We start from the raw sequence: 21,684 nt of genomic DNA on the forward strand, positions 1-21,684 counted from the left end.
TCCGGATGGCCGCGGCCGCGGCCGCGATCATGGCCGGCCGAGCTGCGGGAGGCGCTGGACAGGGACGTTGAACTCCTCCCGGGCGAGCAGCGGGCGGATGCGGCGCTCGAAGGCCGGCGTGACGAAGGCCCGCTTGAGGACATCCCCGGCGAGCTCGTTGCCCAGCGCGCCCATGATCATGGACTGGTCGAGCGACAGGTGGCGCCGGGCGACCTGGCCGGTGCCCACGTTCACGGCGTCGGCGAAGCCGCCCGGGCCGTAGACGGCGAAGTCGCGGCGCAGGGCGGCCAGGTTCGCCAGGACCGGCCCGCGGGCGTACGGGAGGGCCAGGAACGCCGCGTGCGGGGTCACCACGCCGTCGCCGTAGTCCGGGGCGGGGCCGGGCTCGCGGCAGCCCTCGAAGCCGGCGTCGTAGCGGGTCGCCTGCGCGTCCGACGGGTAGCCGTTCGTGTCCATGCCCATCGCGTCGACGCCCCACACCGCGTAGCCGCCGGCCGGGTCCGCGGCGGGCGAGAAGCCCCAGTAGCCGTACCCGGCGTCGTGCAGGCCGTGCTCGATCTGCGCCGCCACCGTGGCCGGATGGTTGCGCCCCCACGAGCGCGGTCCCCACGCGGCCTCGGGCACGAACAGGTCCGGCATCAGCGCCTCGAACATGTCCCCGCCCCAGCTCGGCACGAACGTGATCCCGCGGTAGCGGTACGAGCCCTCGAACACGCTGCGGCCCAGGTGCGTCACCGTGAAGCCCGTCGGCCGCATCTCCTGCCACGCGTAGTCACAGGTGTCCGGCAGGGTGCGCATGGTGGCGAAGTACGCGTCCGGCGGGATCTGCCCGGCGGCGATCCCCAGGTACGTGGCGATGCGCGGCTCGGTCACCGTGATGTCGTAGTGGTTGCAGGTGAACCACACCCCGTCCTGCGGCACCGAGCAGTCCACCGGCGGCGGGGCCTCCCAGAAGCCGCCCCGGATCAGCCCCCGCTCCGGGTCGTGGAAGAAGCCGAAGTCCATCGGGGCGAGCACCCGGTCCACCGGCAGCCCGGGCATGGTGCCCTTGACCACGTGCAGCGCCGCCGCCAGCCAGCCGTTGTCCACACTCGACAGGAACGGGAAGTCCCGGGCCGAGACGGCGCCGGTCGCCGGGTCGTACCAGTTGTAGAACATGCCCGACACCGCGTGACGCGGCATCGTGGCCAGGGTGTCCAGGGTCCGCACCACCCGGGATCGGGCCTCCGCGCGGGAGATGATGCCGAGCCGGGAGGCGACGACGGCCGACCACAGGTACCCGCCGATGTTCGTGGGCGACGTGTAGTCGGCGCGCGTGGTGAGCGCGCTGTCGATCGAGTCGGCCACGAGCCCGGTCCGCGGGTCGGTCATCGCGGCGAGGGAGCGCCAGGTGTCCCGCGCGTAGCCGAGCAGCGGGTCCGGGGCCGCCAGGGCGGGCGCCGGCACGAGAACCAGACAGATGAGGAGCGCACAGAAGCGTCTCATGACAGATGACGGTAACCACGCATGACAGATGTCAGAAGGCGACAGGACTTTCGGCCCTGGGCGCGCGCCTTCGGACTTGGGTAAGAAAGAGGGGTGATTCGTGTCTTCCTGCTCGACGACCACGAGGTGGTCCGCCGGGGCCTCGCCGACCTGCTGCACGCCGCCGGCGACATCGAGGTGGTGGGGGAGTCGGGCTCGGCGCAGGAGGCCGCCCGCCGCATCCCGGCGCTGCGCCCCGACGTGGCGGTCCTCGACGCGCGGCTGCCCGACGGCAACGGCATCGACGTGTGCCGCGACGTGCGGGCGGTGGACTCGTCGATCCAGGGCCTGATCCTCACGTCGTACGAGGACGACGAGGCGCTCTTCGCCGCGATCATGGCCGGGGCGGCGGGCTACGTGCTCAAGCAGATCCGCGGCACCGACCTGGTCGACGCCGTCCGCCGGGTCGCCGCCGGGCAGTCGCTGCTCGACCCGGCCGTCACCCAGCGCGTCCTCGAGCGCATCCGCAACGGCGTCGAGCAGCCCCGCGAGCTGGCGTCGCTGACCGACCAGGAGCGGCGCATCCTCGAGTACGTCGCCGAGGGCCTCACCAACCGCGAGATCGCCGGCAAGATGTTTCTCGCCGAGAAGACGGTCAAGAACTACGTCTCCAGCCTGCTCGCGAAGCTGGGCCTCGAACGCCGCACCCAGGCCGCCGTCCTCGCCACCCGCCTCCTCGGCGACCGCAGAAGCTGACCGCCACCCGCCTGCCCGGCGACTGCGGAGGCCGGCCGGGAAGTGCTGGGCGCTACCGCCTGCTCGGTGACCGCGGAGGCCGGCCGGGGAGTGCTGACCGCGATCCGCCTGCCCGGTGACCGCGGAGGCCGGCCGGGGGGGTGCTGACCGCGATCCGCCTGCGCGGCGACTGCGGAGGCTGGTCTGGTGCTGGGCGCCACCGCCTGCGCGGCGACCGCAAGGGGCGAGCGCGAGGGCCGGCTGCGAGGGCTGGCCACCACTCGCTCGCGCGACGGCCATAAGAGAGCGGCCGGAGGAGCCTGGCTGGAGGACAGTGGCTGAGGGGAGCGGCGGGAGGGGAGTGGCTGGGGGAGCGGCCGGAAGGGCTAGCCGCCGACCAGCGTGCGGATGACGGGGGCGCCGGGGGCGGTGAGGGTGAGGACGACGCGGGTCTTCTGCTCGACGGCCGGGTCCTCGGTCAGCCGGCCCCGGTGGTCGCCGAGGTCGACGCGCAGGCCGAGCAGCGGGGCCTCGGCGGGGGTCAGCGCGCCCGTGAGGACGGCCGCCGCGAGCGGGTCGTGCAGCGGGACGCGGCGCTCGCCGAACTGGGGCTCGTAGAAGTCGTAGTAGCCGGTCAGCATCTCGCCCAGCACCGGGGCCAGGGGCGCGGTCGAGGTCAGGAGGGTCTCGCGGTCGGCGGCGTCGAAGCAGTGGTTCATGGTGACGTCGAGGGGCACCAGCGTGACCGGCCACGGGGCGGCGAGGACCTCGGCAGCGGCCTCGGGGTCGTTGTGGATGTTGGCCTCGGCGCGGCCGGTGATGTTGCCCGGTGCGCGCACGGCGCCGCCCATGACGGTGACGTCGCGTACCAGGGCGGGCAGGCGCGGCTCGCGGCGCAGGGCGATCGCCAGGTTGGTGAGCGGCCCGGTGGCCAGGATGCGCAGCTCGCCGGGGCGGGCGCGGGCGATGGCCAGCAGCAGCTCGGCGGCGTCGGACGGGATCGGGTCGGCCGCCGAGCGCGGCAGCTCCACGCCGTGGATGCCGTTCCCGCCGTGGACGCTGGTCGCGCCCCCGGCGAAGGCGCCGGCCAGCGGGTGGGCCGCCCCGACCGCGACGGGTACGCCGGGCCGCCCGCCCAGCGCGAGCAGATCGAGCGTGTTGCGGGCGGCCTGCGCCGCGCCGGTGTTCCCGCTGACCGTGCCGATGCCGACGAGGTCCACCTCGGGACTGGCGAGCAGCAGGGCGATCGCGATCGCGTCGTCGACTCCGGTGTCACAGTCCAGGTACAGCGCGTCGGCCACGGCTCGTCCCTCTCACGCGGGTTGACGGTGGGTCAGACAGTAGACGCCGCCGGCCGGGTCGCGCATGACGGTCCACTCCGGGAACTCGGCGACGAAGGTGGCGCCCAGCGACTCGTGCCGCGCGCGTTCGGCTGCCACGTCGGTGCACGCGAGGTCGAGGTGGGCGGAGGGCGGCTGCTCGCCGTCCGTACGCTGCAGGAGAAGGTGCACCGGCAGGCCCGGCGGCCGGACGAGGCGGTGGAACTCCGGGGGGAAGGCCCGCAGCTCCCAGCCGGTGAGCGCGGCCCAGAAGGCGACCTCGGTGTCGTACGCGCCGGGGGAGATGTCCAGGCAGACCTGGTCGACAAGGCTGGTCCGGCGCTCGGGCGGCGGATGCCCGCCCGTCCAGGGCACGACCGTGAACGGGAAGCCGCCGGGTGACCGCAGCTCCAGCCGGTCACCGTGGCGGGCGACCACCTCGGCCCGCGCCGGATCGCCGCCACGTTGCCGAAGATGCTGCTCGAACGCTGCCACGTCGTCCACGCACAGCTCGGGGTGGGCCGGGCCCGGGCCGTCCGTCCTGAGCCAAGGGCCGCCGCACCGCGCCCAGAAGTCCTCGGCGCCGGACGTGACCGCGTACGTCCACCGGATCATGCCTCCAAGGTAGGACTCAGGTTGTGTCCCGCACGAGCGGGGTAGGTAGTGCGGCCATGACGGACTACGGCCTTCACTGTTCGCACGAGCAGATCCCGCCCGCCGACCTCCTGACCGCGGTGATCGCGGCCGAGCGCGCGGGCTTCGACGCCGCCATGTGCTCGGACCACTTCTCGCCGTGGAGCGAGCGGCAGGGACAGTCCGCCTTCGCCTGGTCGTGGCTGGGCGCCGCGCTGCAGGCCACCAACCTGTCCTTCGGCGTGGTCAACGCGCCCGGCCAGCGCTACCACCCGGCGATCATCGCCCAGGCCATCGGCACGCTGGGCAGCATGTTCCCGGGCCGGTTCTGGGCGGCGCTGGGCAGCGGCGAGTACAGCAACGAGCACATCACGGGCGAGCCCTGGCCGCGCAAGGAGATCCGCAACGAGCGGCTGCTGGCCAGTGTCGGCGTCATCCGCGACCTGCTCGACGGCAAGGAGGTCACCCGGGACGGCCTGATCAAGGTGGACCGCGCGCGGCTGTGGACCCGCCCCGAGACCCCACCGATGCTCATCGGCGCCGCGGTCAGCGTGGCCACCGCCCGCTGGTGCGCGAGCTGGGCCGACGGCCTGGTCACGGTCAACGCCCCCGAGGAGCACCTGCGCGAGATGATCGCCGCCTACCGCGACGCCGGCGGCCGGGGCCCGGTCTGCCTGCAGGTCCACCTGAGCTGGGCGCCCACCGAGCAGGAGGCCGAGCGGATCGCCCACGAGCAGTGGCGCAGCAACATCTTCCCGCCGCCGGTCTGCTGGGACCTCGAGACCGCCGAGCACTTCGACGCCGTCTCCGAGCACGTCACCGTCGAGCAGGTCCGCGAGACCGTCAACATCTCCGCGGACCTCGACAAGCACATCGAGTGGCTGCGCTCCTACGAGGCACTCGGCTTCGACCGCATCTACCTGCACCACGTGGGCCAGGAGCTGCTGCCCTTCATCGAGACCTTCGGCGCCAAGGTCCTGCCCGCGCTGCGCTGAAACCGCACAGGCCGGTGCCCCGGGAGTGCGGGGCGCCGGCCGGTCAGCGGAGCTTGGCGTGCGTCCGCGTCAGCTCGACGACCCGGCGCTGCGATCAAGGGCACAGGGACAGGACGAGACGGCGCCCCACCGGATCGATCTCGACAACCGTGACGACCACCTCGTCGCCGACCCGCACGGACGGATCTCGCTGCGGGACCAGTCCCTCGATGTCGTCGCGGACCCGCACGAAGGCGCCGAAGGTCGTCAGCTTGGTGACCCGTCCCGCAAGGGACTGGCCGCGCTGCGCCGTCGTGGCGAAACGCTGGAACGGATCGTGCTGCGTCGCGCGGAGCGACAGCCGCGCTTCGCCGTTGCTCGTGTCGGCCAGCAGGAACTCACATTCGACGCGTTGTCCTTCGGTCACCACCTCGGCCGGATCGTCGAACCTGTGCCACGACAGTTCCGGCATGGTGATGAACCCGACGCCGGGAAGGGCGGGATGCGGCGGCCCGTCGTCCAGCATCACGAAGACCCCGAAGCGCTCGACGGCGGCCACGGTGCCGGACAGGCGTTGTCCCGGGCGAAGTGCCTGGAGGAAGGCCCAGAGGCCGGGGTTCTCGGTCGCCGCGAGCGACAGCAGCACCCGTCGCCGGTCCCTGTCGATGGCAATGACCTGTGCACGGATGCGGTCCCCGCGCTGCGGAGGCTCAGCGCCGCGCCAGGAAAGGTCGAGGGAACCGATGAAGCCGGCCGGAGCGCCGGCGTGACCGTCGAGCGCCACCCCGGCGCCCGACCGCGTCACCTCCGTCACCGTGCCATGCACGATCTCGCCCGGGCGCACCGCTGCGAAGGAATCTGCCACCGTCTCATGATGCCCGCCGGCGATCTTCGGCAATTGCCGCCGGTGGCTGGGAGGAGGCTGAAGCGCAGGTCACGGGGCTGTAACGGGGGGAGTCGATCATGTGCGGGAAACGTGAGGCTGTTAGGTTAGGCATCCCTTACAGCGCACGAAGTGGAGTTCGCCAATATGCGCCCCAACCGGATCCTGGCGGGAGTCGCCGCCCTGGCCGCGGCGCTCGCCCTCGCTGCTTGTGGCGGCGGGTCGTCGGACAGCGACGAGCCCGCGGCCGTCTCGAGCGGAGCCGCCGCTGCCGCCTTCCCCGTGACGATCAAGCACGCGCTCGGCACGACGACCATCGAGAAGAAGCCCGAGCGGGTCGCCACCGTGCAGTGGGCGAACCAGGAGGTGCCGCTGGCGCTCGGCATCACGCCGGTCGGCATGGCCGCCGCGAACTTCGGCGACGACAACGGCGACGGGGTGCTGCCCTGGGTGACGGACAAGCTCAAGGAGCTCGGCAGCCCGACGCCGGTGCTCTTCGACGAGAACGACGGCATCGACTTCGAGGGCGTGGCCAACACCAAGCCCGACGTCATCCTCGCGGCCTACTCGGGCCTGACGCAGGAGGACTACGACAAGCTCAGCAAGATCGCGCCGACCGTCGCCTTCCCGACGGCCGCGTGGGCCACGGCGTGGCGCGACACGATCAAGCTGGAGAGCCAGGCGCTCGGCCTGTCCGCCGAGGGTGACAAGCTGATCGCCGACCTCGAGGCGCAGATGAAGGCCGACGTGGCCGCCTACCCGGGCCTGGCCGGCAAGTCGGTCATGTTCGTCACGCACATCGACCCGGCCGACCTGAGCAAGATCAGCTACTACACGACCAAGGACACCCGGGTGCAGTTCTTCACCGACCTGGGCCTCAAGCAGCCGGCCAGCGTCGAGAAGGCCTCCGCGGCCAGCGAGCTCTTCGCCCTCGACACCAGCGCCGAGCAGATCGAGACGTTCAACGACGTCGACATCATCGTGACCTACGGCGACGCCAAGCTGGTGTCGGCGCTGCAGGCGAACCCGCTGCTCGCCAAGATGCCGGCCATCAAGAACGGCGCGGTCGTCGCGCTCGACGGCAGCGGCCCGGCGGGCACGGCGGCGAACCCGACCCCGCTCGCCATCCCGTACGTCACCAAGGACTACGTGAAGCAGCTGGCCGACGCGGCCGCCAAGGTGAAGTGACCACTCCCGTCACCACGACCGAGCCGGATGCTGCCCCGCGGCGGCGTCCGGCTCCGGTCCGTACCCTCTGGGTGGTCCTGGCCGTCGCCGTGCTGGTCGCGCTGACGCTGGCGTCCGTGGCGGTGGGATCGCGGCAGGTCGGCTGGACCGACATCCTGCGGGCGCTGCAGGGTCACGACGAGACGATGAACACCGCCGCCGTCACCGTACGCATCCCGCGCACGCTGCTCGCGGTCGTCGCCGGGGCCGCGCTCGCCCTGGCCGGCGCCGTCATGCAGGGCGTGACCCGCAACCCCCTCGCCGACCCGGGCATCCTCGGCGTGAACACCGGGGCCGCGCTCGCCGTGGTCACCGGCATGGCGTCGTTCGGGCTGAGCACCCCGTCGAGCTACGTCTGGGTGGCGATCGGCGGGGCCGCCGTCGCCGCCGTCTTCGTCTACGTGGTCGGCTCGCTCGGGCGCGGCGGCGCCACCCCGCTCAAGCTCGCGCTGGCCGGAGCCGCCACCTCCGCGGCGCTGTCCTCGCTGATCAGCGCCCTGTTGCTGGGCCGCGGCGACCTCGGCGAGAACTTCCAGTCCTGGCAGATCGGCGGCGTCGGCGGGGCCACCTTCGCCACCCTCCGGCTGGTGCTGCCCTTCCTGGCCGTGGGCCTCGCGATCAGCTTCCTGGCGGCGCGCCCGCTCAACTCCCTCGCGCTCGGCGACGAGCTCGCCGCCGGCCTCGGCGAGCGGGTCGCGCTGACCCGGGCCGTCGCGGCGCTCGGCGCGGTGCTGCTGTGCGGCGCGACCACCGCCGTCGCCGGGCCGATCGGCTTCGTCGGCCTGGTCGTCCCGCACGTGTGCCGGCTGCTCATCGGCCTCGACCACCGCTGGCTGCTGCCCTTCTCGGCGCTGGTCGGCGCGTCGCTGCTGACCGCCGCCGACATCCTCGGGCGCATCGTCGCGCGCCCCGGCGAGATCGACGTCGGCATCATCACCGCGCTGATCGGCGCCCCGTTCTTCATCTATATCGTCCGCAGGCAGAAGGTGCGCGAGCTGTGACCACCACGACCCTGCAGGCCGTCACCCGCGGCCGGGTCCGCCGGGCGCTGCGCCGGCGCCTGCTGATGACGGTCCTCGGCGTGCTCATCGTGGCGATGCTCGCGATCAGCCTGATGTTCGGGCAGACCTACTATCCGCCCGCCGACATCTGGCACGTGATCCTCGGCGAGACCGTGCCCGGGGCGTCCTTCACGGTCGGCGAGCTGCGGCTGCCGCGTACGGCGATGGCCCTGCTCGTGGGTCTGTGCTTCGGCATGGGCGGCGTGACCTTCCAGACCATGCTGCGCAACCCCCTGGCCAGCCCGGACATCATCGGCATCACGTCCGGGGCGAGCGCCGCGGCGACGCTGGGCATCGTGACGCTCAAGCTGACCGGCGCCGAGGTGTCCGCCTTCGCGATCGCCGCCGGGCTCGCCGTCGCGCTGATCGTGTACGTGCTGTCGTTCAAGGACGGCGTCGCCGGGACCCGGCTGGTGCTGATCGGCATCGGCATTGCGGCGATGCTCGACAGCGTGACGGCGTACCAGCTGAGCCGCGCCGGGCAATGGGACCTGCAGCAGGCGCTGCGCTGGCTCACCGGCAGCCTCAACGGCGCGAACTGGCACGAGGTGGTGCCCGTGCTCATCGCCCTGCTCGTGCTCGGCCCGGTGCTGCTCGCGCGCGGCCGGGACCTGACGATGATGCAGCTGGGCGACGACGCCGCCGGCGCTCTGGGCGTACGCATGGAGCGCACCCGCCTCGTCGTCATCGTCGCCGCCGTCGGGCTGATCGCGTTCGCCACGGCGGCTTCCGGCCCGATCGCGTTCGTCGCGTTCCTGTCCGGCCCGATCGCCGCCCGCCTCTTCGGCAACGGCGGCTCGCTGCTCCTGCCCGCCGGCCTCATCGGGTCGCTGCTGGTGCTCGTCGCGGACTTCGTCGGGCAGTTCGCCTTCGACCACCGCTACCCGGTCGGCGTCGTCACCGGGGTGCTCGGGGCGCCGTACCTCATCTATCTGATCGTCCGCACGAACCGGGCCGGAGGCTCGCTGTGACCGCATCGCACACCCTCGACGTCGAGCAGCTCACCCTGGGCTACAAGGACCGGGCGGTCATCGAGTCGCTCGACCTCGTCGTGCCGCCCGGTCGCATCACGGCCATCGTCGGCGCGAACGCGTGCGGCAAGTCCACGCTGCTGCGCTCGATGTCGCGGCTGCTGGCCCCGCGTACGGGTCACGTCCTGCTCGACGGCCGCGAGGTGCACAGGATGCCGCCCAAGGAGCTGGCCCGCACGCTCGGCCTGCTCCCGCAGTCGCCCATCGCCCCGGAGGGCATCACCGTCGCCGACCTGGTCAGCCGCGGCCGCCACCCGCACCAGCGCATGCTCGCCCGCTGGAGCAGGGACGACGACGCCGCCGTGGCGGCCGCGCTCGACGCGACGCACACCGCCGACCTGGCCGACCGCGCCGTCGACGAGCTCTCCGGCGGCCAGCGCCAGCGCGTCTGGATCGCCATGGCCCTGGCCCAGCAGACCGACGTGCTGCTGCTCGACGAGCCCACGACCTTCCTCGACGTCAGCCACCAGGTCGAGGTGCTCGACCTGCTCACCGACCTCAACCGCGACCGCGGCACGACCATCGTCATGGTGCTGCACGACCTCAACCTGGCGGCCCGCTACGCGGACCACCTCATCGCGCTGGCGGACGGCAAGCTGCACGCGGCGGGCACGCCGGGGGAGGTGCTGACCGAGGACTGCGTACGGGCGGTCTTCGGCCTGGAGAGCCGCATCATCGACGACCCGACCTCCGGCAAGCCGCTGATGCTGCCCCTGGGCCGCCATCACGCGACCGCCTGACGTGGGGTAGACAGTGTCTACGTCGCCCTGGTAGACAGTGTCCATGCCCGACGACCTGCGTGATCGGCTCGTCGCCGCCGGGGTCGCGCTGGTGGCCGAGAGCGGCAGCGGCGCCCTCTCCCTGCGCGAGATCGCCCGCCGGGCCGGGGTGTCGCACGGCGCCCCGCGGCGCTACTTCCCGACGCACCGGGAGCTGCTCGCCGCGGTCGCCCGGGTCGGCTACGAGGACCTGACCGCCCGGGTCGCCCGGCTGCCCGGCGACTGCGACCTGCTCGACATCGGGCGGCTCTACCTCGGGTTCGCGCGGGAGCAGCGCGGGATGTTCGAGCTGATGTTCCGCCACGAGCTGCTGCGCGGGAACCACGAGCAGCTGCGGGCCGCCAGCAAGCCGCTGTTCGGCGTACTCGTCGAGCGGGTGGGGTCCGTCGTCGCGGCCGGGGCGCTGTGGGCGAACCTGCACGGCATCGCCCAGCTGTGGTTGTGGGGCAGCCTGCAGATGACCACCGGCGCCGACGACGCCGAGGAGCTGCTGCGGGCGGCCGTGACCGCGTACACGAGGGAGCCGGCGTGATCGTTCCGCGCATGGTCCGCGCCGGGCTGGTGCCGTTGTCGCGGGTGGCGTTCCGCCCCACCGTCGAGGGGCGCGCGTTCGTGCCGCGGACGGGACCGGTGATCTTCGCCGTCAACCACATCTCGGCGCTGGACAGCTTCCTCGTGCCGCTGGTGAGCCCCCGCCCGGTGTCGTTCCTGGCCAAGGAGGAGTACTTCACCGGCGCCGGCCCGCTCGGGCGGCTGCTGCGCGCCGGCCTGCTGTCCATCGACGCCATCCCGGTCCCGCGCGGCGCCCACCGCGCGGCGCAGCAGGCGTTGGAGACGGCGCTCGAGGTGCTGCGGGACGGGCGGGCCTTCGGCATCCACCCGGAGGGCACGCGCTCGCGGGACGGGCGGCTCTATCGCGGGCGTACGGGCGTGGCGTGGCTGGCCCTCGCCTCGGGGGCGCCGGTCGTGCCGGTCGGCGTGCTCGGCACCGACAAGGTGCAGCCGGTGGGCGCGCCCCTCCCGCGGCCGGGCAAGGTCACCGTCCGCTTCGGTGAACCCCTGCACTTCAGCCAGGGTACGGCGACCGCCGCGCGAGCCCGCCGGGAAGCCACCGACGACATCATGGACGCCATCGCCAAGCTGTCGGGACAGGACCGCGCCCCCGGCTACCACGAGCTGTCCACTGGAGACTGATAGTCTTCGATCCATGACCGACCGGCGCCGCGCCTGGCCGCACGTGACCGTGGGTGCCGTGGCCGACGCGGTCAGCCTGCTGCTCGCCGCGGGTGCGGCCCTGTCCTTCCTGCTCGGCCACGGCGGCTGGACCCTCGCCGCCAGTTGCGCCGCCCTCCTCGCCGGGACCGTCGCCCTCGTCCTGGGCTGGCGCCGCCGCCACCCGGTCGCCGCCGCCGTGGCCGTCCTGGTCATCGCGGTGGGGGCGGCGGGCCTCGGCACCTTCTCCCGCGGCGAGCCGGCGGTCACGCTGGCCTTCGACCCGCAGGCGGACCCGGTGCCGTACTGCCGCTCGTACGAGGGCACCGGCCGCATCCCGGACGGTCACCAGGTGCTCCTCTTCGACCGGGCGACCGCCGATGTCACCGGTGCCTACTACTTCCACGGGCAGGCGGCGCGCACGGACCACGGCTGGCTCGCCCGCGGCGTCGAGATCGGGCGCCTGCCCACCGCGGCCGAGCCCGAGCTGGACCGGGGCGTCACCTTCGACGTGTACGCCCAGCTGGTCGCCGAGGAGACCGCCCGCATCCTGCGCGACCGGGACAACATCGTCATCTTCCCGCGCGACGAGCAGCAGCCGCCGGTGTGGCTCCTGCGTGAGCTGCCCGGCCGGACCGCTGCCACGCTCCGCGTCACCCGCGGCGCCGCCCCTGGCGAGTGCGACTGATCCTCTACGCTCTGCGGCCGTGGATCTCGCGCCGCCGCCGGTCGGCACCCGTCGCCGCCGGCTACCCGTACTCATCGCTGGGCTCGTCGTCGTCGTGCTCGCGGCCGGGGCTGTCACCGCGTGGCTGCTGCTGCGGCCCGACGCCGGCGGCGGGCGCTTCCGCACGGCGCCTCCCGCGTGCGAGTCGGTCGAGGCGGTCGAGGAGCTGCTCGGCGTCGACTACGTGCTCAAGCCCAAGCAGAGCAGGAGCCCGCTCGCCTCGGGCTGCGACCTGTGGCTGCGACCGGACGACACCGGCTACGTCGACGCCGCGCAGATGTCCGTCGCGTTCCTGGTGACCACGGGCGACGATCCGGCCGCGGCGGCGAGCGCGCTGATGGCGGACGACCGGGAGGAGCCGATCGCCGGGCTGGGCGACGAGGCGTACTCGCCGGGCGACAACGTCTACGTGCGCGTGGACAACCTGGTCGTCGGCGTCCTGGTGTACCCGCTGCCGCCGAGCACCACCGAGCAGGTCCGCGCCTTCACTGCCGCGCTCGTCGGTCGTCTCCCGGCACATTGATCACGCTCGGCAGAGCCTGGCTCGTGGTCGTGCTCTGCGGGGCTGTCGCGGTCGTCAACTGGGTCGCGGTCGCCGGGGGCGCGGGCGCCTGGCAGTGGGCCGCCGCGGTGGGTGGGACGCTGGGCGTGCTGGCGAGCCTGCGGGAGGCGGCGGTGGTGATGCATCGACGGAAGAACGAGCGCAACGATCGCGGGGACACAGGCGTGTCACGGTCGTGACAGCCAAAGGGATGAGGGCGGGCGCCCCGCCGGGGGTGGCGCCACCGTCGAGTTTCGACGAGTTGTACGCCGCGCACTACGGCGACCTGACCGTGCAGCTCTACCTGTACTTCGGGGACCGGCAGGAAGCGCATGACGTCGTGCAGGAGGCGTTCTGCCGGGCCTATGCGCGGTGGCGGACCGTTTCCGAGTACGAGGACCCGGTCGGCTGGGTCCGCCGGGTCGCGTGGAACCTGGCGCTCAGCCGCTGGCGGCGTACCCGGTCGGCGCTGCGGTTCCTGGGCCGGCAGCGGCGCGCCGACCTCGCCGTCGACGGGCCCGGGCCGGAGCACGTGGCGGTCGTCGCCGCCCTGGCGACCCTGGCCGAGCAGCAGCGGCGCGTGGTCGTGCTCCGCTACCTGGCCGACCTCACCGTGCCGGAGATCGCCGAACGCGAAGGCGTGCCGGAAGGCACCGTGAAGTCCTGGCTGCACCGATCCCGGCTCGCCCTCGCCGCGCAGCTGAGCGACGAAGGAGGCGCGCGATGACCGATCGTCTCGACGAGGTGCTGGGGCGGGCCCGGCTGAGCGCCCTCGCGGAGGTCCGGCCGCCGGGCGCGGGCCAGGTCAGACGGACCGTACGCCGCCGGCGGGGCATCGCCGCCTCCGTGTCGGTGGCCGCCGCGGTGCTGCTGCTGGCCGGCGGGATCGCGCTGGCGCAGGAATCCCGTGAACCGCTGCCCTCCGGCCCGAGTCCGTCGCCTTCCGCCCCGCCGGAGCCGACGATCGACCCGACGACGCAGGCCCGCTACGAACGGGCATCCGAGGCACTCGGCGACCGCGATCTCGAACCCAACAGCGACTCCACGGCCGGGGTGGTGAGCGGCAGCTTCGGCAGCGGCGCGGCCCGGCTGGCGCCGGGCGAGTACCGGCTCTACGTCTACTGCTTCGGCGAGGGGTCGCTCGACATCCGGGTCACGCACGCGGGCAAGAAGCTCGCGGCGGGCACCGTGCCCTGCGCGGAGGAGGGCGGCTCGCTGCAGCTGTCGGTGCACCAGGAGTCGGACCAGGGGCCGGACCTGGAGCTGTCCGGCGACGAGCGGGCCGACGGCAAGGCCGCCTTCTCCTACAAGTTCGTCAACGAGCGGGACATCAAGGCGTCGGCCGGTGCCGAGACCAAGGCGAACGCCGAGGCTGCTGCCGCCGCGCTCGGCGTGACCGGCAAGGTGACCACCGAGGACGACAAGACGGTCGACGAGGCGGCGGGCGCGGCCGGGACCTACTCGGTGCGGCTGGTGTGCGCCGGGCCGGGCAAGCTGAGCTTCATCGTCCGGTCGGGTGCCACGTTGCGCGACGGCACGGTGGCGACGAACGGCCGCACCGAGTCGGCCCGGACGGTGGGCTGCGCGGACAAGCGACCGATCACCGTGGACGTCGCGCTGGCCGAGAAGTCCGGCATCAGCATCACCGCCGAGGCGGACGACGCGGCGCGGAACAGGGCGGGGTGGGCGTACTCGATCGACAGGAAGTGATGGGTTGCGCGCGGCGGCGGGGAGCGTTTAAGTTGCCTAACAGTTAATTCAACTTCCGGAAAATCCCCACCGGAGAAGAGTCCCCATGCGCAGATCCCCCCGCCGCGTGCTGCTCTCCGCAGGCGCGGCCGCTGCAGTCGTCCTGTCCCTTCTCACCGTGCGCGTGGCCGCCGACGCCGCGCCCACGAGCTTCCGGCATCCCGGCGTCCTGGTCAGCCGGGCACAGCTCGACTTCGTGAAGAGCAAGCTCGCCGACCAGCCCTGGGCCGCTGCTTATCAGCAGATGACCACCAGCCGGTACGCGTCGCTGTCGCGCACCCCGGCCCCGCGCGCCGTCGTCGAGTGCGGGAGCTACTCGAACCCCAACAACGGGTGCACCGACGAGCGCGAGGACGCGATCGCCGCGTACACGGACGCCCTGGTCTGGTATCTGACCGGGAACACCGCGTACGCGCAGAAGGCCATCCAGATCATGGACGCCTGGTCCGCCACGATCACCTCGCACACCAACAGCAACGCCCCGCTGCAGACGGCGTGGGCCGGGTCGGTGTGGCCGCGGGCCGCCGAGATCATCAAGCACGCGTACGGGACCTGGCCGAACCAGGCCCGCTTCGCGACGATGCTGCGCGAGGTCTATCTGCCCGTCGTCATTCCCGGCATCCACAGCAACGGCAACTGGGAACTGTCGATGATGGAGGCCGCCGTGGGCATTTCGGTGTTCCTCGACGACAAGGCCTCGTACGACCGGGCGATCGCACGATTCAAGCTGCGCGCGGCGTCGTACATCTATGTCACCGCCGACGGCACGCAGCCGAACTATCCGCCGGCCGGGGGCATCGACACCCGCGCCGAGCTGATCAGCTACTGGCAGGGGCAGAGCACCTTCGTCGACGGGCTGTCGCAGGAGACGTGCCGCGACTTCACGCACACCGGCTACGGCATCGCCGCGATCGCCCATGTCGCGGAGACGTCGCGCATCCAGGGCGAGGACCTCTACCCGGCGCTGCAGGACCGGCTGCGGCACGCGCTCGGATTCCACACCAAGTTCGAGAACGGTACGGCCGTCCCGTCGACGATCTGCGGCGGCTCGGTGACGAAGGGGCTCGGCCCGGTCACCGAGGTCGCGTACAACGCGCTGCACAACCGGCTCGGCATCGCCATGTCGCAGACGCAGGCCTACACCGAGGCCAAGCGCCCGCAGGGGACCAACAACCTCTTCGTCGCCTGGGAAACCCTCACGCACGCCGGGAACCCCGCATGAAACGACTCCTCGCCATCCTGCTGCCCGCCCTCCTGGGATTCGGCGCCGCGCCTGCCTTCGCCGCCACCACGGGCGCGATCGTCAGCGCGGCCACGGGCAAATGCCTCGACGTGACCGACGGGAGCACCGCCAACGGCACGCTGCCGCAGATGTGGTCGTGCGCGTCCGGGCCGCATCAGACCTGGACGTACGGGGACGATCTCTCGCTGCGCGGCCTGGGCAAGTGCCTGGACGTCGCCGGCGGCGCCACGAACGACGGCGCTGTCGTGCATCTGTGGGACTGCTACAGCGGGCTCACCTCGCAGCAGTGGACCTCCACCGCGGCCGGCGACCTCGTGAACGTCAAGGCGGACAAGTGCCTCGACGTGATCGGCGCCTCGACGGCGAACGGCGCGAAACTGCAGCTGTGGACCTGCTCGGGCGGCGGCAATCAGAAGTGGACCGGCCTCACCGCCGCCCCGGAATCGCCCTTCGGCCCGAACGTCACCGTCTTCGACCCGTCGATGCCGGCGGCGACGATCCAGGCCAAGCTGAACCAGATCTTCACCGCGCAGGTCACCAATCAGTTCGGCACGCAACGCTACGCGGTGCTGTTCAAGCCGGGCACCTATGACGTCGACGCCAACGTCGGCTTCTTCACCCAGGTCGCCGGGCTCGGGCTCACCCCGGACCAGGTGACGATCAACGGCCACGTGCACGCCGAGGCCGACTGGTGGCCGGACGGGTCGCAGAACGCGACGCAGAACTTCTGGCGCTCCGCCGAGGGGCTCTCCGTGACGCCGGGCGACGGGCTCGACCGGTGGGCGGTGTCGCAGGCGGCCCCCTACCGGCGGATGCACGTACGCGGGAATCTGGCCCTGTCCGACGGCGGCTGGTCGTCCGGCGGCTTCCTGGCCGACACGAGGATCGACGGGCAGATCCAGTCGGGCTCGCAGCAGCAGTGGCTGACCCGCAACGCGCAGATGGGCAGCTGGTCCGGCTCGAACTGGAACCAGGTCTTCGTCGGCGCGCAGGGTGCCCCGGCGAACTCGTTCCCGAGCCCGCCCTACACGACCGTCGCGCAGGCGCCGAAGGTCGCGGAGAAGCCCTACCTGTACGTCGACGGGACAGGCGGCTACCAGGTCTTCGTCCCGTCCGTGCGCTCGAACAGCACGGGCACGACGTGGGCGTCCGGCTCGCCGCAGGGCACGTCGCTGCCGCTGAGCACCTTCTACGTCGTCAAGCCGGGCGACACGTCGGCCACGATCAACGCGGCGCTGGCGGCGGGCAGGAACCTGCTCGTGACCCCGGCGACGTACCACCTGTCGGCGCCGCTGAACGTGACGCGCGCCAACACGGTCATTCTCGGTCTCGGGCTGGCGACCTTCATCCCCGACAACGGGGTGACCGCCGTCAATGTGGCGGACGTCGACGGCGTCCGCGTGGCCGGCCTGCTCATCGACGCGGGAACGACCAATTCCCCGGTGCTCATGGAGGTCGGCCCGGCGGGTTCATCGGCTGATCACAGCGCGAACCCGACCGTACTGTCGGACGTGTTCTTCCGCATCGGCGGCTCCATCGCCGGCCGGGCGAGCGTGTCGCTGCGCATCAACAGCGACGACGTCATCGGCGACCACGCCTGGATCTGGCGCGCAGACCACGGCAACGGCGGCACGGTGGGCTGGACGGTCAACACGGCCGCGAACGGCTTGGTGGTGAACGGCGACGACGTCACGTTCTACGGGCTGTTCGTCGAGCATTATCAGCAGTACCAGACGATCTGGAACGGCGAGAACGGCCGGACGTACTTCTACCAGAACGAGATGCCGTACGACCCGCCGAACCAGGCCGCGTACATGAACGGCGGCACGCAGGGCTGGGCCGCCTACAAGGTGGCCGACTCGGTGACCAGTCACCAGGCGTGGGGTCTGGGCAGTTACGCCTACTTCAACGTCAATCCCGCCGTGGTGAACGCCCGGGCCTTCGAGGTGCCGGCCAAGCCGGGCATCACGTTCACCGACATGGTGACGGTCTCGCTCGGCGGCACCGGCACGATCTCCCGCGTGATCAACGCCAAGGGCAACGCCGTCAACAGCGGTCACCAGGTCGAATATCTGGTCAGCGGCCCGTGAGCAGCGGAGGGGTGGGCGGCCCTGCCGGGGCTCACCCCTCCTGCGTGCCCTCGAGGCAGCCGCGGGCGAGGACGTGACCCTCGACCGCGGCGGTCAGCCCGGCGAAGCTCGTGACCCGGGGCAGCACTTCGTCGAGGGCGTACACGTGGAAGCCGTACCGGTGGACGCCGTGGCCCGGCAGGGCGCGCGGCCCCGCGTAGCCGGTGCGCCCCTGGAAGGCCGGCACCCACGTGACGTGCGGGTTGTCCGGCGTGAGGGCGCCCTCGGCGAAGTCGGTGCTGCCGGGGTCCAGCAAGGCGATCATGTGCAGGACCGGGCGCCGCAGCGGCACGTCCGGGTCCTCCATGATCAGCAGGAGCTGCGCGGTGGCGGCGGGCAGGCCGGCGACAGTGAGCTGCGGGGACAGGTTGTCGCCGCGGCCCGGGCCGGCCTGCCGGGTGCCGATCGGGCCGCCCGGCTCGAACGAGGCGCTGGTCACCTCGATCGTGGCCGGTGCGGCGTAGGGCGGCAGCGCGCGGACGCTGAGCGCCGGGTCGGCCCGCCGCGACCGCAGCAGCCGGCCCAGCGGCCGGACGGCTCTCTCCAGCATGCTCACCATCACCTCCGAAGATCGGCACCCGGAGCGTACGCCGCGCCGGCCGCCGGTCAGCGGCCCAGGGCGGCGAGGGCGTGGGAGAGGGCGCCGAGCAGCTGGTCGTACGTGCCGTCGGTGGCCGCGTGGCGCAGCGGCTTGACCCGGTCGACCGTGATCTCCGCCGGGGTGGGGTCGGTGGCGAGCAGGGCGACCGACTCCGCGATGAAGTCGGCGAGCGGCATCGCGGTCGGGCTGTCCGTGCCGCCCGGCATGAGCTCCGTGGCGACCTCCGGCGGGATCAGCTCGGCCACCTCGACGCCGGTGCCGTCGAGCTGCTTGCGCAGCGACTCGGTGTACGAGTGGACGGCCGCCTTCGTGGCGCCGTACGCCGGGGTGAGCGGGAACGGCACGTACGCCAGGCCGGACGACACCGTGACGATGGTGCCCGCGCCGCGCCGCAGGAAGTGCGGGGTGAACGCGTCGACGACCCGGATGGTGCCGAGCAGGTTGGTGTCGATCGTGCGCTCGGCCGTGGCGAAGTGGGCCGGGTCGCGCAGGTCCTCCGCGACCATGATGCCCGACATGGTGATCACCGCGGACAGGTCCGGGTGCTTGTCGAGGACGGCGTCCCGGGCGCGCGCCACGGAGGCGGCGTCGGTGACGTCGATCTCGACGGCGTCGAAGGAGTCCGCGAGCTTGGCGACGCTGCGGCCGCCGGCGATGACGCGGCTGCCCGCCTCGGTGAGGGCCCGGGCGAGGGCGAGGCCGATGCCCGAGGTGGCGCCGGGGATGAAGACGGTGCTGGTGGTGATGTCCATGCATCCAGCCTCGGCCGCCGCCGAGGCTGGATGAAGGCCTTCCCTACCCGGGGACAGGTTGTCCCCGGGTGCGCTCACAGGCGGTTGTAGCGGTGCCGCGCCCACAGGTAGCCGGCCAGGGCGATGCCCGCGCTCCACGCAGCCGCGGCGAGGATGTGGCTGCCCGCCGGGGCGCCGGTGAGCAGCGCGCGCAGTGCCTCCATGACCGGGGTGAAGGGCTGGTGCTCGGCGAACTGGCGCAGGCCCGCCGGCATCGTGTCGGTGGGGACGAAGCCGCTGCCCAGGAAGGGGAGCAGGGTCAGCGGCATCGGGGTGTTGCTGGCCTCCTCGACGCTGCGGGCGGCCAGGCCGAGGGCGACCGAGAGCCAGGTGATCGCGAAGGTCGTCATGAGCAGGACGGCGGCGACGCCGAGCCAGGCGGCCGGGCCGGCGCCGGTGCGGAAGCCGAGGGCCAGGGCGGTGGCGAGGACGATCAGCAGGCCGATGGTGGTCTGGATGAGGCTGCCCACGACGTGGCCGGTGAGGATCGAGACGCGGGCGATGGCCATCGTGCGGAAGCGGGCGACGATGCCCTCGGTCATGTCCGAGGCGACCGAGATCGCGGTGCCCGTGGCGCCCCCGGCGACGGTCATGACCAGCACGCCCGGCACCAGGTAGGCCAGGTAGCCGGCCCGGTCGCCGCCGAGCCCGGCCCCGATCGTGCCGCCGAGGACGTACGTGAACAGCAGCAGGAAGATGATCGGCAGCGCCGCCAGCATGAGCGTCAGCGACGGGTAGCGGAGCATCCGTTTGAGGTTGCGGCGCAGCATGGTGTTCGAGTCGCGCACCGCGTAGGTGAGAGCGGTCATAGGGCAGGCTCCTGCGAGGTGAGGGCGAGGAAGACGTCGTCGAGATCGGGGGTGTGCACGGCGAGCGACGCCAGCTCCGCCCCGACTTGATCCAATGTGGACATTAGGAGCCGCAGGGAGTGCACGCTGCCGTCGCCGGGGACCTCCAGGTCGAGGGAGTCCGCGGGCACGGCCAGCCCGAGCGCCGCCGCCGCGGTGCGCAGCGCCCGGTCGTCCGCGAAGGTCAGGGTCACGTGGCCGCCGGGGACCAGCCGCTTGAGCTCGCCGGGCGTGCCCTCGGCGGCGATCCGGCCCTGGTGCAGCACGGCGATGCGCCCGGCGAGCTGGTCGGCCTCCTCCAGGTACTGCGTGGTGAGGAAGACGGTGGTGCCCCCGGCGGCCAGCCCGCGGATCGTCTCCCACAGCATGCGGCGGGCCCGCGGGTCGAGGCCGGTCGTCGGCTCGTCGAGGAAGATCACCCGGGGCGTCGCGACCAGCCCCATCGCGATGTCCAGGCGCCGCCGCATGCCGCCGGAGTACGTCTGGGCCGGCCGGCGCGCCGCCTCGCGCAGGTCGAACTGGTCGATCAGCTCCGCGACCCGCGCCCGCCCGGCGCGGCGCCCGAGGTGGTTGAGGTCGGCCATGAGCGCCAGGTTCTCCTCGGCGGTGAGCAGCTGGTCGATCGCCACGAACTGCCCGGTGACGCCGATGGCCGCGCGCACGGCGCCGGGGTCGGTGCGCGGGTCGGCCCCGGCGACGCGGACCTCACCCGCGTCGGGGCGCACCAGCGTGGTGAGGATGCCGACGGTCGTGGTCTTGCCCGCGCCGTTCGGGCCGAGCAGGGCGAACACCGCGCCCTCCGGCACGTCGAGGTCGATGCCGCCGAGGACGGTCGTCGCCCCGTACGCCTTCCGCAGCCCCCGCACCCGGATCACGAGAGGGCCCGCACGATGTCGATGTTGCCCATGGACGTGCGCGCCCGGACCTGGACCGCCCGCTCGCCGCGCTCCGGTTCGCCGATCTGCTCGAGCTCGCTGCGCACCTTGCCGAAGTGGGTGTGCAGGTCCAGGTGCGCGGCGGTGCCCTGCGCGACGCCGATGTGCAGCGAGCCCGCGGCGGTCTGCAGCGAGACGGTGCCGGCGACGACCTCCTCCAGGCGCACGCTGCCGTTGGCCGTCGTCACGGTGACGTCGTCGCCCGCCCGGTGGACGGTGATGTCGCCGTTGGCGTTGCTGACCTTCAGGGCGCCGTCGACCCGGCCGATGCCGGTGAAGCCGTTGGAATTCTTCACGGTCGCGCCCGCGTGCAGACGGCCCGCCTCGACGCGGCCGGTCGCGGTGCTGATCCGCACGTCGCCCGCCGCCTCGCCGAGGCGCACCCCGCCGGCGGCCGTGGTCACCTGCAGCGAGCCGGTGCGCTCCAGGGCGACGTCGCCGGTGGCGGTCTTCACCGTGACGTCGCCGAGCGTGCCGGTCGCGTCGACGCCGCCGAGCGCGGAGGTGGCGTGCACCCGCGAGCCGGCCGGGAGGGCGATCTCCACCTCGATCGCGCCGGGCTTGCCGAACAGCGCGATGGCCCGGGTCTTGGGGGAGCGGACGAGCAGGCTGCCGTCCGCATACTCCACCTTGGTCTGCTCGGCGGCCTGCCGGTCGCGGTCGGAGGCCGGGTTGCGGGGGCGCACCTCGACGATCGTGTCGGGGCGCTCGGTGGCGGCGATGCGCACCTCGGCGACGTTGAGGTCGAGGGTGGCGGTGATCGGGCGAGGGGTGTCGAAGGTGGTCACGAGGAGTCCTTCCG

General features: G+C 72.7%; 24 protein-coding genes. 15 read left to right on the plus strand and 9 right to left on the minus strand.

Annotated features, from left to right (window positions below):
• Positions 1 to 27: 27 nt before the first annotated feature.
• The gene (locus tag RBH18_RS13625; RefSeq protein WP_306207519.1) at positions 28 to 1,485 is read right to left on the minus strand and encodes a glucoamylase family protein; all 1,458 of its coding nucleotides are present in this window, start codon (positions 1,483 to 1,485) and stop codon (positions 28 to 30) included.
• Positions 1,486 to 1,578: 93 nt separating this feature from the next.
• Between RBH18_RS13625 and RBH18_RS13630 the strand changes: the two genes are divergently transcribed.
• The gene (locus RBH18_RS13630; RefSeq protein ID WP_306207521.1) at positions 1,579 to 2,220 is read left to right on the plus strand and encodes a response regulator; all 642 of its coding nucleotides are present in this window, start codon (positions 1,579 to 1,581) and stop codon (positions 2,218 to 2,220) included.
• A gap of 365 nt (positions 2,221 to 2,585) precedes the next feature.
• Here the strand turns inward: RBH18_RS13630 and RBH18_RS13635 are convergent, their stop codons facing one another.
• Positions 2,586 to 3,500: a nucleoside hydrolase gene (locus RBH18_RS13635; RefSeq protein WP_306207523.1), complete on the minus strand. Its 915-nt coding sequence runs from the start codon at positions 3,498 to 3,500 to the stop codon at positions 2,586 to 2,588.
• A 12-nt stretch (positions 3,501 to 3,512) separates the two neighbouring features.
• Positions 3,513 to 4,133 (minus strand): VOC family protein, encoded by a 621-nt coding sequence (locus RBH18_RS13640; protein ID WP_306207526.1) that lies wholly within the window; start codon positions 4,131 to 4,133, stop codon positions 3,513 to 3,515.
• Between the two features lie 56 nt (positions 4,134 to 4,189).
• Here RBH18_RS13640 and RBH18_RS13645 point away from each other — a divergent pair, with 56 nt between their 5' ends.
• On the plus strand, positions 4,190 to 5,146 hold the full coding sequence (locus RBH18_RS13645; RefSeq protein WP_306207528.1) for a TIGR03885 family FMN-dependent LLM class oxidoreductase: 957 nt from the start codon (positions 4,190 to 4,192) through the stop codon (positions 5,144 to 5,146).
• Positions 5,147 to 5,240: 94 nt separating this feature from the next.
• Here RBH18_RS13645 and RBH18_RS13650 read toward each other — a convergent pair whose 3' ends face one another.
• On the minus strand, positions 5,241 to 6,023 hold the full coding sequence (locus RBH18_RS13650; protein WP_306207530.1) for a S1 RNA-binding domain-containing protein: 783 nt from the start codon (positions 6,021 to 6,023) through the stop codon (positions 5,241 to 5,243).
• 117 nt (positions 6,024 to 6,140) lie between these two features.
• Here RBH18_RS13650 and RBH18_RS13655 point away from each other — a divergent pair, with 117 nt between their 5' ends.
• The 13 genes from RBH18_RS13655 to RBH18_RS13715 all read left to right on the plus strand — a co-directional run bounded on the left by RBH18_RS13655 (position 6,141) and on the right by RBH18_RS13715 (position 17,668).
• Positions 6,141 to 7,196: an iron-siderophore ABC transporter substrate-binding protein gene (locus RBH18_RS13655; protein WP_306207532.1), complete on the plus strand. Its 1,056-nt coding sequence runs from the start codon at positions 6,141 to 6,143 to the stop codon at positions 7,194 to 7,196.
• On the plus strand, positions 7,193 to 8,236 hold the full coding sequence (locus RBH18_RS13660; protein ID WP_306207534.1) for a FecCD family ABC transporter permease: 1,044 nt from the start codon (positions 7,193 to 7,195) through the stop codon (positions 8,234 to 8,236). Before RBH18_RS13655 ends, RBH18_RS13660 begins: the two co-directional genes overlap by 4 nt.
• Positions 8,233 to 9,267 carry a FecCD family ABC transporter permease gene (locus tag RBH18_RS13665; protein ID WP_306207536.1) on the plus strand — a complete coding sequence of 345 codons (1,035 nt, stop codon included), beginning with the start codon at positions 8,233 to 8,235 and terminating at the stop codon, positions 9,265 to 9,267. The genes RBH18_RS13660 and RBH18_RS13665 overlap by 4 nt, the downstream gene beginning before the upstream one ends.
• On the plus strand, positions 9,264 to 10,067 hold the full coding sequence (locus RBH18_RS13670) for an ABC transporter ATP-binding protein (RefSeq protein WP_306207538.1): 804 nt from the start codon (positions 9,264 to 9,266) through the stop codon (positions 10,065 to 10,067). Before RBH18_RS13665 ends, RBH18_RS13670 begins: the two co-directional genes overlap by 4 nt.
• A gap of 43 nt (positions 10,068 to 10,110) precedes the next feature.
• Positions 10,111 to 10,638, plus strand: a complete 528-nt coding sequence (locus tag RBH18_RS13675; RefSeq protein WP_306207540.1) for a TetR/AcrR family transcriptional regulator — start codon at positions 10,111 to 10,113, stop codon at positions 10,636 to 10,638.
• Positions 10,639 to 10,649: 11 nt separating this feature from the next.
• Positions 10,650 to 11,300, plus strand: a complete 651-nt coding sequence (locus RBH18_RS13680) for a lysophospholipid acyltransferase family protein (RefSeq protein ID WP_372338911.1) — start codon at positions 10,650 to 10,652, stop codon at positions 11,298 to 11,300.
• A 13-nt stretch (positions 11,301 to 11,313) separates the two neighbouring features.
• A complete protein-coding gene (locus RBH18_RS13685; protein ID WP_306207544.1) occupies positions 11,314 to 12,006 on the plus strand; it encodes a hypothetical protein in 693 nt (230 codons plus the stop codon).
• A gap of 19 nt (positions 12,007 to 12,025) precedes the next feature.
• Entirely contained in the window at positions 12,026 to 12,568 is a 543-nt protein-coding gene (locus RBH18_RS13690; protein ID WP_306207547.1) for a hypothetical protein, read from the plus strand.
• A 23-nt stretch (positions 12,569 to 12,591) separates the two neighbouring features.
• Entirely contained in the window at positions 12,592 to 12,786 is a 195-nt protein-coding gene (locus RBH18_RS13695) for a hypothetical protein (RefSeq protein WP_306207549.1), read from the plus strand.
• A gap of 11 nt (positions 12,787 to 12,797) precedes the next feature.
• Complete coding sequence (locus tag RBH18_RS13700; protein ID WP_306207550.1) at positions 12,798 to 13,313, plus strand: RNA polymerase sigma factor; 516 nt, start codon at positions 12,798 to 12,800, stop codon at positions 13,311 to 13,313.
• Positions 13,310 to 14,296: a hypothetical protein gene (locus tag RBH18_RS13705; RefSeq protein WP_306207552.1), complete on the plus strand. Its 987-nt coding sequence runs from the start codon at positions 13,310 to 13,312 to the stop codon at positions 14,294 to 14,296. Before RBH18_RS13700 ends, RBH18_RS13705 begins: the two co-directional genes overlap by 4 nt.
• Positions 14,297 to 14,381: 85 nt before the next feature.
• On the plus strand, positions 14,382 to 15,557 hold the full coding sequence (locus RBH18_RS13710; RefSeq protein WP_306207554.1) for an alginate lyase family protein: 1,176 nt from the start codon (positions 14,382 to 14,384) through the stop codon (positions 15,555 to 15,557).
• Positions 15,554 to 17,668: an RICIN domain-containing protein gene (locus tag RBH18_RS13715; RefSeq protein WP_306207556.1), complete on the plus strand. Its 2,115-nt coding sequence runs from the start codon at positions 15,554 to 15,556 to the stop codon at positions 17,666 to 17,668. Before RBH18_RS13710 ends, RBH18_RS13715 begins: the two co-directional genes overlap by 4 nt.
• Before the next feature lie 31 nt (positions 17,669 to 17,699).
• On the opposite strand, the gene RBH18_RS13720 is transcribed toward RBH18_RS13715, so the two are convergent.
• From RBH18_RS13720 to RBH18_RS13740, 5 genes are all read right to left on the minus strand, one after another.
• Positions 17,700 to 18,257 carry a YbhB/YbcL family Raf kinase inhibitor-like protein gene (locus RBH18_RS13720; protein WP_306207559.1) on the minus strand — a complete coding sequence of 186 codons (558 nt, stop codon included), beginning with the start codon at positions 18,255 to 18,257 and terminating at the stop codon, positions 17,700 to 17,702.
• Positions 18,258 to 18,313: 56 nt separating this feature from the next.
• On the minus strand, positions 18,314 to 19,060 hold the full coding sequence (locus RBH18_RS13725) for an SDR family oxidoreductase (protein WP_306207561.1): 747 nt from the start codon (positions 19,058 to 19,060) through the stop codon (positions 18,314 to 18,316).
• 74 nt (positions 19,061 to 19,134) lie between these two features.
• The gene (locus RBH18_RS13730; protein WP_306207562.1) at positions 19,135 to 19,908 is read right to left on the minus strand and encodes an ABC transporter permease; all 774 of its coding nucleotides are present in this window, start codon (positions 19,906 to 19,908) and stop codon (positions 19,135 to 19,137) included.
• Complete coding sequence (locus RBH18_RS13735) at positions 19,905 to 20,822, minus strand: ATP-binding cassette domain-containing protein (RefSeq protein ID WP_306207563.1); 918 nt, start codon at positions 20,820 to 20,822, stop codon at positions 19,905 to 19,907. Before RBH18_RS13735 ends, RBH18_RS13730 begins: the two co-directional genes overlap by 4 nt.
• Positions 20,819 to 21,670 (minus strand): DUF4097 family beta strand repeat-containing protein, encoded by an 852-nt coding sequence (locus RBH18_RS13740; protein ID WP_306207564.1) that lies wholly within the window; start codon positions 21,668 to 21,670, stop codon positions 20,819 to 20,821. Before RBH18_RS13740 ends, RBH18_RS13735 begins: the two co-directional genes overlap by 4 nt.
• Positions 21,671 to 21,684 lie beyond the last annotated feature (14 nt).

Origin of the sequence: Actinoplanes oryzae, assembly GCF_030757795.1 — a bacterium.
Lineage (GTDB): Bacteria > Actinomycetota > Actinomycetes > Mycobacteriales > Micromonosporaceae > Actinoplanes.